Annotated in this window: 14 protein-coding genes; 12 read left to right on the top strand and 2 right to left on the bottom strand. The window is 41.2% G+C overall.

The window, feature by feature from the left end:
- The 12 genes from xseA to ABJL82_RS09300 all read left to right on the top strand — a co-directional run bounded on the left by xseA (position 1) and on the right by ABJL82_RS09300 (position 9,650).
- Positions 1-1,239 (top strand): exodeoxyribonuclease VII large subunit, encoded by a 1,239-nt coding sequence (xseA, locus tag ABJL82_RS09355; RefSeq protein ID WP_347274463.1) that lies wholly within the window; start codon positions 1-3, stop codon positions 1,237-1,239.
- 98 nt (positions 1,240-1,337) lie between these two features.
- The gene (gene xseB / locus ABJL82_RS09350) at positions 1,338-1,589 is read left to right on the top strand and encodes an exodeoxyribonuclease VII small subunit (protein WP_347274462.1); all 252 of its coding nucleotides are present in this window, start codon (positions 1,338-1,340) and stop codon (positions 1,587-1,589) included.
- 54 nt (positions 1,590-1,643) lie between these two features.
- Complete coding sequence (gene dxs / locus ABJL82_RS09345) at positions 1,644-3,578, top strand: 1-deoxy-D-xylulose-5-phosphate synthase (protein ID WP_347274461.1); 1,935 nt, start codon at positions 1,644-1,646, stop codon at positions 3,576-3,578.
- Positions 3,579-3,818: 240 nt separating this feature from the next.
- Positions 3,819-4,658 (top strand): NAD(+)/NADH kinase, encoded by an 840-nt coding sequence (locus ABJL82_RS09340; protein ID WP_347274460.1) that lies wholly within the window; start codon positions 3,819-3,821, stop codon positions 4,656-4,658.
- Positions 4,645-4,848: a 4Fe-4S dicluster domain-containing protein gene (locus ABJL82_RS09335; protein ID WP_347274459.1), complete on the top strand. Its 204-nt coding sequence runs from the start codon at positions 4,645-4,647 to the stop codon at positions 4,846-4,848. The genes ABJL82_RS09340 and ABJL82_RS09335 overlap by 14 nt, the downstream gene beginning before the upstream one ends.
- 36 nt (positions 4,849-4,884) lie before the next feature.
- Entirely contained in the window at positions 4,885-5,979 is a 1,095-nt protein-coding gene (locus ABJL82_RS09330; protein WP_347274523.1) for a 3-methyl-2-oxobutanoate dehydrogenase subunit VorB, read from the top strand.
- Between the two features lies 1 nt (position 5,980).
- A complete protein-coding gene (locus tag ABJL82_RS09325; RefSeq protein WP_347274458.1) occupies positions 5,981-6,718 on the top strand; it encodes a thiamine pyrophosphate-dependent enzyme in 738 nt (245 codons plus the stop codon).
- Positions 6,719-6,727: 9 nt separating this feature from the next.
- A complete protein-coding gene (locus tag ABJL82_RS09320; RefSeq protein ID WP_347274457.1) occupies positions 6,728-7,273 on the top strand; it encodes a 2-oxoacid:acceptor oxidoreductase family protein in 546 nt (181 codons plus the stop codon).
- A 238-nt stretch (positions 7,274-7,511) separates the two neighbouring features.
- On the top strand, positions 7,512-8,102 hold the full coding sequence (locus ABJL82_RS09315; RefSeq protein WP_347274456.1) for a TetR/AcrR family transcriptional regulator: 591 nt from the start codon (positions 7,512-7,514) through the stop codon (positions 8,100-8,102).
- 174 nt (positions 8,103-8,276) lie between these two features.
- Positions 8,277-8,891 carry a DinB family protein gene (locus ABJL82_RS09310; RefSeq protein ID WP_347274455.1) on the top strand — a complete coding sequence of 205 codons (615 nt, stop codon included), beginning with the start codon at positions 8,277-8,279 and terminating at the stop codon, positions 8,889-8,891.
- A gap of 262 nt (positions 8,892-9,153) precedes the next feature.
- On the top strand, positions 9,154-9,369 hold the full coding sequence (locus tag ABJL82_RS09305; RefSeq protein WP_347274454.1) for a hypothetical protein: 216 nt from the start codon (positions 9,154-9,156) through the stop codon (positions 9,367-9,369).
- Complete coding sequence (locus ABJL82_RS09300) at positions 9,366-9,650, top strand: type II toxin-antitoxin system mRNA interferase toxin, RelE/StbE family (protein WP_347274453.1); 285 nt, start codon at positions 9,366-9,368, stop codon at positions 9,648-9,650. Before ABJL82_RS09305 ends, ABJL82_RS09300 begins: the two co-directional genes overlap by 4 nt.
- 185 nt (positions 9,651-9,835) lie before the next feature.
- On the opposite strand, the gene ABJL82_RS09295 is transcribed toward ABJL82_RS09300, so the two are convergent.
- A complete protein-coding gene (locus tag ABJL82_RS09295; RefSeq protein ID WP_347274522.1) occupies positions 9,836-11,758 on the bottom strand; it encodes a tetratricopeptide repeat protein in 1,923 nt (640 codons plus the stop codon).
- Between the two features lie 174 nt (positions 11,759-11,932).
- Positions 11,933-12,115 carry a 4Fe-4S binding protein gene (locus tag ABJL82_RS09290; protein ID WP_347274452.1) on the bottom strand — a complete coding sequence of 61 codons (183 nt, stop codon included), beginning with the start codon at positions 12,113-12,115 and terminating at the stop codon, positions 11,933-11,935.
- Positions 12,116-12,406: the final 291 nt, after the last annotated feature.

Here is a 12,406-nt window from a genome sequence, read left to right as displayed (position 1 = left end):
ATGAATAACCTGTTTCCTCTTATATCAGGTGCGGTAAGTGATCAAAAAAGAATACTGACCATTTCCGGGATTACCGGTAAGATACGGAACTCGTTGGAACAGGGGTTTTCCCACGTATGGATTACAGGAGAGGTGTCCAATTTAAAAAAACCATCCTCCGGCCACTTGTATTTGACGCTGAAAGATGAACATGCGCAGATTCAGGCGGTCGTGTTTAAATCCGTCGCCAACTGGATAAAATTTGACTTAAAGGACGGGATGGAAGTCCTGGTCTTTGGTTCTGTCACTGTTTACGAGCCCCGCGGACAATACCAAATAATCATTGAAAACATCGAGCCAAAAGGATTTGGCGCACTTCAACAGGCATTCCTGAAACTGAAAGAACGACTGGGGAAGGAGGGTTTATTTGACCCATGCCATAAGAAACCCCTTCCTTTGCTTCCCCAAAAGATTGCCATGGTAACATCCCTTACCGGCGCGGCAATAAAGGATATCCTGAATGTCATCAACAGAAGGTTTGCGAAGATGGAAATCCTCATTTATCCAGTAAGGGTTCAGGGCGAGGGCTCTGCCAGGGAAATTGCCAATGCCATTGATAACCTGAATACTATTGCCGGTATTGATGTAATGATTGTGGGGAGAGGCGGAGGGAGCCTGGAAGATTTATGGGCGTTTAATGAAGAGGTTGTTGCCAGAAGCATTTTTGCCTCGAAGATTCCCGTCATTTCCGCAGTAGGGCATGAAATTGATGTCACTATTTCTGACCTGGTTGCAGACATAAGGGCTTTGACCCCGACAGAGGCTGCTGAACTGGTAGTTCCCCGCTACGATCAGTTAACAGATGCTTTGGAAAAAATTAAAGCTAGACTTATACAATCACTCTATAATAAAATAAAAACAGATCGCAGCCGTTTGTTACGTGCGGAACATAGCTTTCCCTTTAAGAGGCCGCTTGACAGGATACATAGATTGCAACAGGCACTGGACGAGAATATGCAAAGGTTGGTTATGTTGTGCGGCCATACCTTGAAAATGGAAAAGGAGCAGTTGAAAGGACTTGCAAACAGACTGGAGAGCGTAAGCCCGCTAAAAGTGCTGCAAAGAGGATATTCAATTACCACTGCCTTGGAGAATGATATCCCTCTAAAATCCTGCAAGGAACTGTCGTCCGGTACAAAGGTAAGAACCAGATTATATGATGGTAGTTTTATTTCCTCGGTAATTGAAATTGAAGGGTAAGCGGGATTGCCTGAAATATATTGGCAGGCGAGGTAAGAACGTTAAAACAAGCGTATGGATAAGCAAAAATTTCTGATTGATGATGGGCATTGTAGTATATGGCAAAGGTAAAATTTGAAGAGGCGTTAAAGGGACTTGAAAAAATTGTTGATAAACTGGAAAGGGGAGATATGCCCCTCGATGAAACGTTATCTGAATATGAAAATGGCATAAAATTGTATAAAAAGTGTGTTTCTCTGCTAGACGAGGCAGAAAAAAAAATCCAGATATTGGTAAAGGACGAAAATGGCTCTTTCAGCACCAGAGATTTTATTGATAACAGTACGAATGACACGAATAACGCACCGTAAAAAAAATAATATGTGTATAGAGATTTTTAACAATAAACAATACCGAAGAGACAAATGAATAATATCTTAGACTCTGTTGAATTTCCGGAAGACCTGAAAAAGTTAAATCCGGAAGATTTGCCCAAACTGGCAAGTGAAATCCGTTCCTTTATTGTGGACGTCGTATCAAAAAATCCCGGACATCTTTCCTCAAACCTTGGAGTGGTGGAATTGACGATGGCGCTCCATTATTGTTTCGATTTCAGGAAAGACAGAATTGTCTGGGACGTTGGCCATCAGGCGTATGTCCACAAGATACTTACCGGCAGGAAAACACATTTCTCCATACTGCGCCAATATAAAGGACTCAGCGGCTTTCCTGATAAAAATGAAAGCGTATATGATCCTTTCACATGCGGCCATAGCGGCGATGCGATATCTTCCGCCCTGGGATTGTCATGTGCAGATGAGATTACCGGATACAAAAGATCCATTGTGGTGGTGGTAGGAGATGGCGGCATAGGGGCGGGTATGTCCCTGGAAGCGTTAAACCATGCCGGCGATATTAAGAAAAATCTACTTGTCGTATTAAATGATAATGAGATGTCTATTTCCAACACCGTGGGGGCAGTTTCAAAATATTTGAACAAAATACGAACAATGCCGATTTATGCGGATATAAGAAAAGAGTTACGCGGCTTGCTGAAGGTATTGCCGGTGCTTGGGAAGCCTATGGGGAAAACACTGGAACATCTTGTTGAATTAGTAAAAATCGGTGCTACTCCGGGGCGTATTTTTGAAGATCTTGGGTTCAATTATTTTGGGCCGATTGACGGGCACGATTTTAAGATATTAACAGAAACAATAAATGACATTAAGCATTTAAACGGCCCTGTGCTGCTGCATGTGATAACAGAAAAGGGACGTGGTTTTGAACCTGCATACCAAAACCCCACGCAATTTCACAGCTCCGGGAAATTTAAACTTTCTGAAGGCAAAATAGAGAAAGAGGTACAGGACGCCGGGAAAATTTCTTACACAAAAATTTTCAGCGATGCGCTGGTGGAATTCTCAAAAACGAATCCTTCTATCGTAGGCATTACTGCGGCTATGCCGGACGGCACGGGTATGATTTCCTTCGGGGAAAAATTCCCTGACAGATATTTTGACGTAGGTATCTGTGAACAACATGCCGTTGGACTTGCAAATGGACTTTCCACCGGAAAATTGAAGCCTGTGGTGGCAATATATTCCACATTTTTGCAGAGGGCATATGACCAGGTCTTCCATGACATTTGTCTACAAAAAAATCCCGTCGTTTTTGTTATGGACAGATCCGGGGTGGTTGGCAATGACGGCCCTACCCACAACGGCGTGTTTGATATAGCGTTTCTCCGCAATTTGCCCGGCATTGTATTGATGTCCCCAAAAGACGGAAGCGAACTAAGGGCAATGCTAAAGATCGCCATCGATTCTGACGAGATAATTGCAATTCGCTATCCAAAAGAAAATATACCCGATGAAAAAATCGATTTTGAATGTAAGCCGTTTGGGATTGGAGAGGCCGAGATTCTAAGAGAAGGCAAAGACGGCGTGCTTCTTGCGTATGGTTGTATGGTACAAAGATGCCTGCAGGCGGCGGAACAATTGTCGGGAAAAGGCGTCGAAGCCACTGTAGTAAATGCCAGATATGCAAAACCCCTTGATAAAAAACTTATTTTGCCATTAGTGAGAAAACACAAACTGATTCTTACCGTTGAAGACCATGCGCTTGCGGGAGGTTTTGGCTCCGCCGTGCTTGAGATGGTTTCTGATGAAAAAGAGGATGCAGGCAAAATCGTGAGGATGGGTATTCCTGACAGATTTATGGAACATGGGCCAAGAGAGGTTATATTGAAAAATCTTGGTTTGGATGCGGATGGCATTGCAGATACATTTATTGCATCTCTCGAGCTAACGGAAATAAATGGCTCATTCGCAAATACAGGTAAGCGGCATTTAGCCGTTTAGTAGCTTATCAGTAATTTTTTTGCATTTTTTGGCAAAATATTTACTGGTAAAATATGAAATCCGAAATACGAAATACGAAACAAATTCAAATTTTTAATGTTCAAATATTCAAATGTTCAAAACCCGGTTTTTTTCATTGGGATTTTGTTTTTTTGAATTTGTTTCGTATTTCGGATTTCGTGCTTCGTATTTTTTATCTCGTGCTTGTTTGGTTCTGGCTATGCCAGCTTAGGGAGAATAATGAAAAAAATCCTCGTGCTAGGGAATTTCACGAAGAAGAAAATACATGATATGGTGTCAAACTTAAAGCCCTGGCTTAATAAATATGTCGAAACAGCGATTGTCGATTTGTCTCAGGACGAAATACCCGAAGGCAAATATGAAATGGCCGTGGTGTTTGGCGGCGACGGCGCTATTTTGTCCACTTGCAGAAAACTATCCGGGAATCAGATACCCATCATTGGCGTGCACATGGGGCGGTTCGGCTTCCTGGCGGAGATCACGGAAAGGGAAGTTTGCAAGTCTCTGGAAAAAGTCTTTTCCGGAAAGTATTCGATACGCAAAAGAATGCTTCTTCATTGCCGCATTCAACGGATGGGCAAGATTATCTGTGAGTCAATAGGCGTAAATGACGTCGTCATCTCGCGATCTTCTTTGTCGAGGTTAATTTCCATACGATTGCTTATCGATGGCGAAGATGTCGCTACATACAGGGCTGATGGACTGATTATATCAACGCCTTTAGGGTCTACGGCACACTCCTTATCTGCCGGAGGGCCTTTGTTAACACCGGATTTGAACGCATTTATTATAGTGCCAGTTTGTCCCCATACGCTAACAAACAGACCATTGGTGGTTTCCGGCAATACGAAGATTGAAATCGAACCGCTGTCGCAATCCCCAAGCATCGGCATGACCGTTGACGGACAAATATATACCGAATTGGAAGGCGGCGATAAGGTGATGGTCGAACGGTCAGATATTGAAATACAAATGGTTGATACCGGCGAAAGGACTTTTTACGGTGTTTTGCGTGAAAAATTAAACTGGGGAGGACAGCCGAATTATGGCCGTAATTAAGATAAAGGAAAATTATTGCAAGGGATGTCTTTTATGCGTTCCCGTATGTCATCATAATTCTTTGGTTATTTCGGAAAACCTGAATGATCAGGGGCTGCATCCCGTAAGATTTAAAGAAGATGGAAAGTGTGACGGTTGTAAAAAATGTGCCATAATATGTCCTGATGTTGCAATAGAAATTTATAACTGATCATGTTTTATTCATACAATTTTTTAGATACAGCGTATTATGAAACAATTACTAACGGGCAATGAGGCTGCCGCAGAGGCGGCGGTTTATGCAGGCTGCCGATACTATTATGGGTATCCCATTACGCCTCAAAATGAGCTGATTAATTACATGTCCGTGAGAATGCCTCAGGTAAATGGCACATTCATTCAGGCAGAGAGTGAAATTGCCGCCATAAATATGGTACATGGCAGTGCGGCTGCCGGAGGCCGCGCCATGACGTCTTCGTCCAGCCCGGGAATAAGCCTGAAGCAGGAAGGCATATCCTACCTTGCGGGAAGCGAGCTCCCTTGTGTTATTGTCAATATTCAGCGCGGAGGACCCGGTTTAGGCGATATCTCCGCCTCGCAGGCAGATTATTTTCAGTCGGTCAAAGGCGGCGGGCATGGCGATTATCGGTTAATAGTGCTTGCGCCAAGTTCTGTTCAGGAAATGGCAGACCTTGTTTATGATGCATTTGATTTGGCGGATAGGTATTGCAACCCTGTTTTGATCCTGGGAGACGCACAGATAGGACAACTGATGGAGCCGGTAGAATTTAAAAAGGAATTCAGGGAGAATCTGCCGCTAAAGGATTGGGCGCTGACCGGCGCTGATAACCGCAGCAGGAGAATAATAAAATCATTTTATCCCGTCAAAGGGGAATTAGAGGTATTTAACGCCAAGCTGCAGAAAAAGTATAAAGAAATCGAGAAAAATGAAGTCAGGTATGAAGCAGTGAATATTGACGAGGCGGACGTTGTATTAGTGGCTTACGGCACCTCGGCGCGTATTTGTAAGGAAGTCATGAGAAAAAGCGCCGGGCTTGAATTCCGGATCGGACTAATACGCCCGATAACATTGTGGCCCTTTCCGAGTGAATATATCAGAAAAATATCTGAACGGGTAAAATGCATATTAACCGTTGAAATGAGCGCCGGCCAGATGGTGGAAGACGTACGGCTTGCGGTTGAAGGAAGATGTCCTGTCCACTTTTATGGCAGAACAGGCGGCGGCGTTCCGACCTCTCTGGAAATAATAAATAAAATAATGGAAATACTGCCGAAAAACATGACGGCAAAGACACCTTTACCATTTGCCGGGGTGAAATAATATGCAGGCTATTTACGAAAAACCGGAAACTTTTATAGACACACCTACACACTTCTGTCCCGGCTGTGGACACGGAATTGTGCTAAGACTTATAGCCGAAATTATCGATGCGTGGGGCATTCGTAGCAAAACCATCGGACTTGCCCCCGTTGGGTGCGCCGTTCTTGCGTATAATTATCTTGATATTGACATGTGCGAAGCCGCACACGGCAGACCGCCTGCAGTCGCCACCGGCATCAAGAGGGTACACCCGGATCATTTTGTATTTGCCTATCAGGGAGATGGTGATTTAGCGGCAATTGGTATGGCGGAAATTATTCACGCTGCAAACAGGGGAGAGCATATTACGTTTATTTTCGTCAACAATGCCATCTACGGCATGACAAACGGCCAGATGGCGCCGACAACCTTGATAGGGCAGAAAAGCGCCACGACGCCTAAAGGCAGAAATCCTTCGAACGATGGATATCCTATTCGTATCTGTGAATTATTGTCTGTCCTTGAGGGCAGCAGCTATATTGAAAGAGTAAGCCTTTCGTCTCCCGAAAACATCCGGAAAACGAAAAAAGCAATTGAAAAAGGATTTAAAACACAGAAAGAAAAGAGAGGTTTTTCTTTGATAGAGATATTATCCCCCTGCCCGGTATACTGGAGAATGAGCGCAAACGAATCTATGAAGCATATTGAAGAAACAATGACCGGTACCTTTCCCCTCGGTATTGTAAAGGATTGGGAGTAGAGAAGAAGTATGACGGAAAAGATTATCTTGGCGGGTTTTGGCGGACAAGGCATGATGCTGCTGGGGAAATTGCTTGCACAGACTGCAATAGCAGACTCCCTTTACGTAACATATTTTCCTTCCTATGGCACCGAGGTAAGAGGCGGCACCGCGGTGTATCACCTCGTTATTTCCAGTGAAGAAATATTTTCTCCGACCATTGAAGAAGCAGACACACTGATCGTCATGAACCAGCCTTCTTATCAAAAATATAAAGATTTGATAACGCCCGGCGGTTTGTTGCTTTTAAACTCTTCCATGGTTAAATTTGATTCATTTCCCGACGTGAAAATATACCCCATACCGGCAACGGAAATTGCCAGTAAACTGGGAAATGTGTTAGTTGCCAACATTGTTATGCTGGGGGCTTATTTGGCGGTAAAAAAATTATTTACCACCGAAAGCATTCTCGGCCAGCTAAACGTCTCATTGCGTGGAAGAAAAAAGGATTTGCTGGCTATCAACCAGCAAGCTTTGGAAAAAGGCATGCAAGCAATACATTCCCTCAACGTATAGCTCCTTATCGGCAGTCTACAGTCTACAATCAGCAATCAGCAATCAGCAGTCGGCAGTCGGCAAAATGCAGACTGTGGACTGAGGATTGAGGACTGTTTTCGCTTATAGCTATGCCAGCTTAGGATTTTACATTTCTCGTGATATTCCCTCCCCACACTTTAATATTTTGTGAGCCAGAAGCTCATGGATGCTTCATTTTTATCCTTGACAGACAAGTCTGTCTGGTATATGTTGAATTATGGTTAGCAAAGTTGAGAATTCTCCCAGAGACAGAATAATAGAAACTGCATTGCGGTTATTTTATGAGCAGGGGTATATTGCCACTGGCATTAACCAGATAATTGCTGAGTCACAGGTTGCAAAGGCAACGTTTTACCACCATTTCTCCTCAAAAGAAAATCTTTGCGTCTCGTATTTGCAGGTGCGTCATGTTGTCTGGATGGGTTGGTTAAGAAGCAGTGTTGAAAAGCATGCATCTATTGAAGACCGTATCAAAGGGGTGTTTGGATTTTTAAGTGAGTGGATGACAAAATGCAATTTCAGGGGGTGTGCGTTTTTAAATATTGCATCCGAGGTACCTTCCCTTAACAGTAAGATCAGGGCAGAGGTAGTAAAACATAAGGACGACTTAAGGTTATATTTAAAACAAATGTTATCTCAATTAAAGGCTTCTGATAAGCGTTATAATAATATTAATATTAAGAAGGATGTGGATATGGTGTATGTCTTGGTAGAAGGAGCAATTGTTGCCAGTCAAAATTATGGACAGGTGTGGCCTGCCAAAGCAGCCAGGGACGCAGCATGCATATTATTAAACATAGATATCTAAAAAAATTTTTGATATCCCAAGACAGACTTGTCTGCCTTTAGTAATTCAATGTTTAGGTTAGTTTTTTGAAAAAAACTAAAGTGTTACAATGCTTTTTATTATACCGTTGGGGTTTCTATTTTGAAACTCGCCCAATTTATACAATTATATTGAATTAATGAAAGGAGATTACAGATGGCATATAAATTCCTTGTAGATACTTATGAAACTGAACGTATTAAAACACTCAGCACCTGGGGTACGTTTAAAGATGATGATTTAAAAAGGCGCCCTCACCCGCGAGACAGAAGGGGAAGAAATGCACACGAGCATATGGTTCATCAATGCATGGGAGAGAACGTGTGGTTTTGCAATATGCTTGGAATTGATGTAGGGGCTCTTCCATTACCACAAAATGAAACACGTATGGAATTTATTAAATGCTATGCGAAAGATTCCGGGAAACGCCTGGATGCATTGAGAGAAAAAGATAATGCCTGGTGGGAAGAAGAAGTAAGCTTTTTTAATGTCAGGCGTTCACGCGCCTGGATTGTCACAAGGAGAATTGCCCATACAGCACACCATCGTGGACAGATGACAATGCTGCTCAGAATGATAGGCAGGGAAATTTACAGTACGTATGGCCCAACTGCAGATACAGGAGGTTTAATGCAAAACAAGGCAGAAACAATATATCCGTATCCAAATATCGAAGCCTTGATTGACGGAGAAACGTCTGGAGGCAATAATAAAGCTCCATTACCAGGGCCTGGCGACAAACCATGTACCGAACGTCCCGATGCAAAATAATTAAAGAACATGACGTGACAGAACGCACCGATCTTCAAGGCATGTGATTATGGGATTGTAGGGGATTTATATGAAATAGTGCCAAGTTTGATAGAAATCCTGAAATAGTTTACCGCAAAGACGCAGAGGAGGCAAAGAAAAACAAAATGAAAAATCCACAAAATTTTGTATACTAAAGTCGATAACAAAAGTAAGTGGTCATTCCTTCAAAAGAAGGAATTTAGCTTTTAAAAGATTATTATCGAATAAAACGGAGGTGGAGATGAGGAAAGATATTACTTTTAATGACGTCCTCGAAATTGTTGATTCATTACCCGAAGGCCAAAGGGAAACACTGATCGAGATCGTCAAACACCGATTAATAGAAGAACGAAGGGACAAGCTTGCTCAGCATATAAAGGAAGCAAAGGAGGCATATGCAAAGGGTGAAGTCAGGAAAGGGTCTATAGACGATCTTATGCGTGAGATTTCAAAATGAGAGCCATTGTATGGAGTAATACGTTTACACGAGCATTTAAAAGAGTTTTGCGAAAGCAGCCTGGTTTGAAAAAAGATATTGAAGAAACTCTTAGACTTTTAGTTCGGAACCCATTCGCTCCTCAACTAGAAACACATAAACTCAAAGGAAAATTATCAGGTACATGGGCATGTAGTGTAAGCTATGATTTACGCATTGTTTTTGATTTTGTTAAAGATGAAACACAAAAAGAGGAAGCCATATTCCTTGTCGAAATTGGAACACATGACGAGGTTTATTGAAAATGGAAACAGATAGGTTGTTGAGAGGATAGAACAATAAGGGTAGGTTATGGTGAACCCATCAATATCATTTTTTAAATTTTGGAATAAATTTTTGATGGCTCTGCTTTGCTTGACCCATACCATTGCCTTGATATTCACTTTAATTATGGACAAAAATTACCGTCGAACTCCTTATGCTTTGGCTATTCCTTAAGCTCTGGCATATAGATATCCTGTGTAGCCTTAGGCTCAGGCATTTCTATCTCTCCCCATGGTGTCTTAATTCTTTGAATATGCCTATGAAATAGGACAAAGATAAGAACCAAAAGGCAAACTATCCAAATCTGCCATATTTTTGAAAAATCTTCTAACGATACCTTTAGGATTTTATATTTATAAGGAAATAACAAGACGATCGGGATAAACAGCATTGCGATTAGAATAACCATAAAAACAATTCCCAGCAATGTTTTCCATATATCAGAGAACCACCACTCCCACCATCCCGCCTTTGTTTCTATAAGCCGATTAATTTCCTTTTGTGCCTGCTTGTTACCAAATTTTGATGCCTCTTTAAAAGCACTTAAGCCTTCATCTGATTTTTCTTGTTTTGTTAATATAAGCCCTTTCTGGTAAAATAATTCTTTTAATGCATCAATCTTTAGCGCTTCATCCTTTCCTTTAAAATATTTAATGCCCTTTTCGCATATATCCAAGCTTTTATCTAATTTGCCTTCTTCGTAAAGCGAGGTTATCCAACCTGTCCAGTATTTATATTCTTGCAGTTTTATTCCATGTGCCTTGTCAAAAACCTTACTTGCCTCCTCCGCATTTCCTATTTTTAATTGTACAACTCCTTTATTATACCATGCCTCAGCATATTGCGAGTCTATCCTAATTGCTTCATCATAACAGGTAATTGCTTCCTCATACATGCCTAATTTATATAAGGCATACCCTTTGTTATTCCATACCAGTGTACTTTTTGGGTTTATCTCAATTCCTTTATTATAGCAAGCAACTGCCTCTTGATACTTGCCTAATTCTGCCAAAGCCACCCCTTTGTTCGTCCAAGACTTTTCGTCTTTCGGGTTAATATCGATCGACTTATCAAAACAAGTGATTGCCTCTTGGACCTTACCTAATTTAGCGAAGGCAAGTCCCTTATTACCCCAAACTCCTGCTAAATCCTCTTTTACCGGAATCGTTAATTGTTGATTTTTTTCAATTGTGAGTTGCAGTTGGCTTATCTCGATTACCTTATCAAAGCAAATAATTGCGTCCTCATATTTGCATAACTCATATAAGGTACGTCCTTTGTTATACCATGGAGCTGCAAAATTCTGATCTATCTCAATTGCCTTATCAAAATATTTGATAGCTTTATGAAATTTGGTTATATCTTCCCGATATTTAGTTTTTTCATACTCGACTGATTTAATTAAGGCGACTCCCTTCCCATGCCATGCCAATGCAAAATTCTGGTCTATCTCGATTGCCTTATCAAAGCAAGTAATTGCTTTTAAATACTCATCTAATCGAAGCAAGCTTTCCCCTTTGCTATGCCATGCCTTTTTGTGTGAAGGATTTAATTCAATTGCCTTATCAAAGTAACCAATAGCCTCAATAGCCTCTCCAAAATTATTTGAATGAAATAAGGAAATTCCTTCCCTATAATATGCCTCTGCTAGTGTCGGATTTACCTTAGCTGAAAGTTGAGGTTTTATCTCTATTACCTTTTCTAAGCATGTAATTGATTCCTTGTATTTTTTCAAATTGGCAAGTGCAAAACCCTTTCCATCCAATGCCAATGCAAAATTCTGGTCAATCTCAATTGCTTTATCAAAGCAAGTAATTGCTTCTTGATACTCGCCCAAATCAGTTAAGGCTACCCCCTTATTATGCCAAGCTCTAACATATTGTGGGTTAAACAATAATGCCTTATCAAAACATTCGATTGCCTCTTTGTACTTCTTTGATTTAACCAAGGCAATACCCTTATCAAACCAATCCTTTGCGGTATTTATGGAAGATTTGTTATTTTCGGGCTTGGTGTTTGCGAGGGCTTTGGCGGTAGCATATTGGTTTATACTTAAAAGGAATGTGATTATAATTATGACGGGCATAAAATGTATTTTTATGATATGGTCTGAATTCATTACTCTACCTCCCTTTCTTTATCATAAAAAATGCAAAATAGGGTTATAGTTTGTCTTTAGTATGAACATGTAATAGTATATACTGAGTCCCTAAAACACGGACACAAAAGGAGGAAGAAAAAAAGATAAAATAATTTCTTATCACCTATATTTATAATACACCCCATATCCCCCTCTTGGAGAGTTGAAGTCCACTGCACCTTTCGGGCAGGCGAATTTGCAGCTACCGCACTCAAGGCATCTCTCATAATTATGCACGATTTCTCCATTTTCAATGGTAAATCGCTTTGCCGGACAGAATCTGGAGTTGAAGATTTTTTTCAAATGAACACAGATAATACCTATAAAAATCCGCGTTTATCTGCGTTAATCTGTGGCTAATTAAATTTTTGATGGGAATAGGAGGGACACTTCCCATATTTCATTTATACCCGCTTCTTTTTCCTTGGGCTACCGGCCTTCTTTGGCAAAAGACTGAGCAGTGTAAGGGGTCACACCTTGACAGGCTGTCCGAGAATGCAAGTTTTCACAAATTTGCTTATAATTATTAGGGTAACAGGGTTGCAATGGCGAAAATGGACGATATAATTATAAGTAAAAATGAGAACAACAAAT

It is taken from the genome of Candidatus Kuenenia sp. (assembly GCF_039794105.1).
In the GTDB taxonomy this organism is placed as follows: Bacteria; Planctomycetota; Brocadiia; order Brocadiales; family Brocadiaceae; genus Kuenenia.
The sequence above is the reverse complement of the archived record's forward strand: the minus strand, read 5'-3'. Positions and strand labels throughout refer to the sequence as shown.

What these genes read in the sequence shown, in the direction of transcription:
- ABJL82_RS09320 (WP_347274457.1), top strand. Translation starts at nt 6,728, where the DNA reads ATGACGGAAAAGATTATCTTGGCGGGTTTTGGCGGACAAGGCATGATG.
- ABJL82_RS09310 (WP_347274455.1), top strand. Translation starts at nt 8,277, where the DNA reads ATGGCATATAAATTCCTTGTAGATACTTATGAAACTGAACGTATTAAA.
- ABJL82_RS09315 (WP_347274456.1), top strand. Translation starts at nt 7,512, where the DNA reads ATGGTTAGCAAAGTTGAGAATTCTCCCAGAGACAGAATAATAGAAACT.
- xseA (WP_347274463.1), top strand. Translation starts at nt 1, where the DNA reads ATGAATAACCTGTTTCCTCTTATATCAGGTGCGGTAAGTGATCAAAAA.
- ABJL82_RS09335 (WP_347274459.1), top strand. Translation starts at nt 4,645, where the DNA reads ATGGCCGTAATTAAGATAAAGGAAAATTATTGCAAGGGATGTCTTTTA.
- ABJL82_RS09305 (WP_347274454.1), top strand. Translation starts at nt 9,154, where the DNA reads ATGAGGAAAGATATTACTTTTAATGACGTCCTCGAAATTGTTGATTCA.
- xseB (WP_347274462.1), top strand. Translation starts at nt 1,338, where the DNA reads ATGGCAAAGGTAAAATTTGAAGAGGCGTTAAAGGGACTTGAAAAAATT.
- ABJL82_RS09300 (WP_347274453.1), top strand. Translation starts at nt 9,366, where the DNA reads ATGAGAGCCATTGTATGGAGTAATACGTTTACACGAGCATTTAAAAGA.
- dxs (WP_347274461.1), top strand. Translation starts at nt 1,644, where the DNA reads ATGAATAATATCTTAGACTCTGTTGAATTTCCGGAAGACCTGAAAAAG.
- ABJL82_RS09340 (WP_347274460.1), top strand. Translation starts at nt 3,819, where the DNA reads ATGAAAAAAATCCTCGTGCTAGGGAATTTCACGAAGAAGAAAATACAT.
- ABJL82_RS09295 (WP_347274522.1), bottom strand. Translation starts at nt 11,758, where the DNA reads ATGCCCGTCATAATTATAATCACATTCCTTTTAAGTATAAACCAATAT.
- ABJL82_RS09325 (WP_347274458.1), top strand. Translation starts at nt 5,981, where the DNA reads ATGCAGGCTATTTACGAAAAACCGGAAACTTTTATAGACACACCTACA.